We start from the raw sequence: 1,926 nt of genomic DNA on the forward strand, positions 1-1,926 counted from the left end.
TTAAAATTTTCCTTAAAAAATTGAGGGCGATACACCTTTAAATTTCCCTCATAACATTGCTGATCAAAATCAATGGCTCTGATTTTATATTTTACCTGATCAAAATCGTGCGTAGGAACTATAACATAATTATATGAACGCATATCGCCCAGTAACAACATCATACAACGTTCATTAAACTTTACAAATTCTTTAGCAATCTGGGTTTTTCCATTGGCATCCAGATTTTCAAGCTCTTTTTCAATAAACACATCTCCGGGAATTCCTGAAATATGTTCTTCTATAAGTGTGTCTCCATGAACAACAAAATTAATTCTGTTTGGTGATAGTATGTGTTCCAGTTCTAAACCGTAAATACGGGAAGCATCAGCACGTTTAATATAAAAATAAGTATAATTATCATTTAAAATATTTCTTATTTTTATCCTGAAAGGCTTCGAATTACCAAATGTACAATAGTCAATAGCATCAACATTCAGAAATTCAGTAATATCATCACCACCATCAGAAAATAAAATGGTATAGACTTGTTTTAAGTTATAATCCAATTCTTTTCGTTCTGAGTCAGAATAGTACACACTCACCCACAAAGTGTCATTATCATTCTTGTCATACACAGCTACAGAACCTGTAAATCGCAATAAATCGTCATAAAACACCGGAATGGTCATATCACGATTGTATTTTTTTAAATATTGAAAAAGAAAATCCTTTACGGGAAAGGAGGGTTTCTTTTGGGACATTAGCTTTTCTTCCATTAGATTTTGATTGTGTTCAAAAATACCATCTTTAGTATTGAACTCTTTTAAAATTAATGTAACAATATAAAAGAATTAAAGTCATATACAAACAATACTTTAAATTAATCAATTTTGGAAACCATCTTAACCCTTGAAAAATTAACCAAGCACTTTGGCCTAATAAAAGCAGTTCAAAACTTATCCTTTACCATCGAAAAAGGCAATGTTTATGGCATTTTGGGCCCTAACGGAAGCGGTAAATCAACAACTCTGGGAATGGTGCTCAATGTATTAAATAAAACCGAAGGTAGCTTTCACTGGTTTGACGGAAATGATTCCACTCACAATGCCCTTAAAAAAGTGGGAGCCATCATTGAACGCCCCAATTTTTATCCTTTTATGACAGCTTCACAAAACCTTGAGTTGGTTTGTAAAATCAAAGAAGTCTCCAAAGAAAAAATTGATGAAAAACTAGATTTAGTAGGTTTGCTGGAGCGTAAAAACAGTAAATTTAGTACGTTCTCTCTGGGAATGAAACAACGACTCGCGATTGCTTCTGCCCTGCTCAACGACCCGGAAATATTAATCCTTGACGAACCTACAAATGGTCTGGACCCTCAGGGAATTCATCAAATCAGGGAAATTATCAAAAAAATTGCATCAGGAGGCACTACAATTCTTTTGGCATCACACTTGCTGGATGAGGTTGAGAAAGTATGCTCGCATGTTGTGATTTTAAGACACGGTAAAAAGCTCTACTCAGGTACTGTTGATGGAATGAATGCCAGCCACGGCTTTTTTATTTTGAAAAGTAACGACCAAAATAACCTAAAAGCTACTTTGGAACAACACCCTGAATTCTCATCAGTAAAAGAGGAAAACGGTTTGTTAATTGCTTATTTAAAAAAACCGATGGAAGCATCAGAAATTAACAGCTATTTATTTGAAAAAGGTATCACACTCTCTCACCTTGTTCACAGAAAAGAGAGCTTGGAAGAGCAGTTTTTACAACTCACAAAATCACTAAACTAAATCCCTATGAAACGATTACTCTCTATAGAACTCCAAAAATTGCGGTATAATAAATCTGCTAAAGTTATATCCATTGTTTATTTTGTACTCATTACATTCATTGCTTTAATAGCTTCTATTGAATTTAGTTTTGGAAATGTTAACTTCAGGGTAG

2 protein-coding genes are annotated in these 1,926 nt (G+C 33.7%); one reads left to right on the forward strand and one right to left on the reverse strand.

Annotated features, from left to right (window positions below):
• The coding region (locus AACY61_RS13060) for a hypothetical protein (RefSeq protein ID WP_339612020.1) at positions 1-758 on the reverse strand (758 nt) is incomplete at its 3' end.
• Between the two features lie 114 nt (positions 759-872).
• Here AACY61_RS13060 and AACY61_RS13065 point away from each other — a divergent pair.
• Entirely contained in the window at positions 873-1,772 is a 900-nt protein-coding gene (locus tag AACY61_RS13065; RefSeq protein WP_339612021.1) for an ABC transporter ATP-binding protein, read from the forward strand.
• Positions 1,773-1,926 lie beyond the last annotated feature (154 nt).

It is taken from the genome of uncultured Planktosalinus sp., assembly GCF_963973675.1.
Taxonomy (GTDB): Bacteria; Bacteroidota; Bacteroidia; order Flavobacteriales; family Flavobacteriaceae; genus Planktosalinus.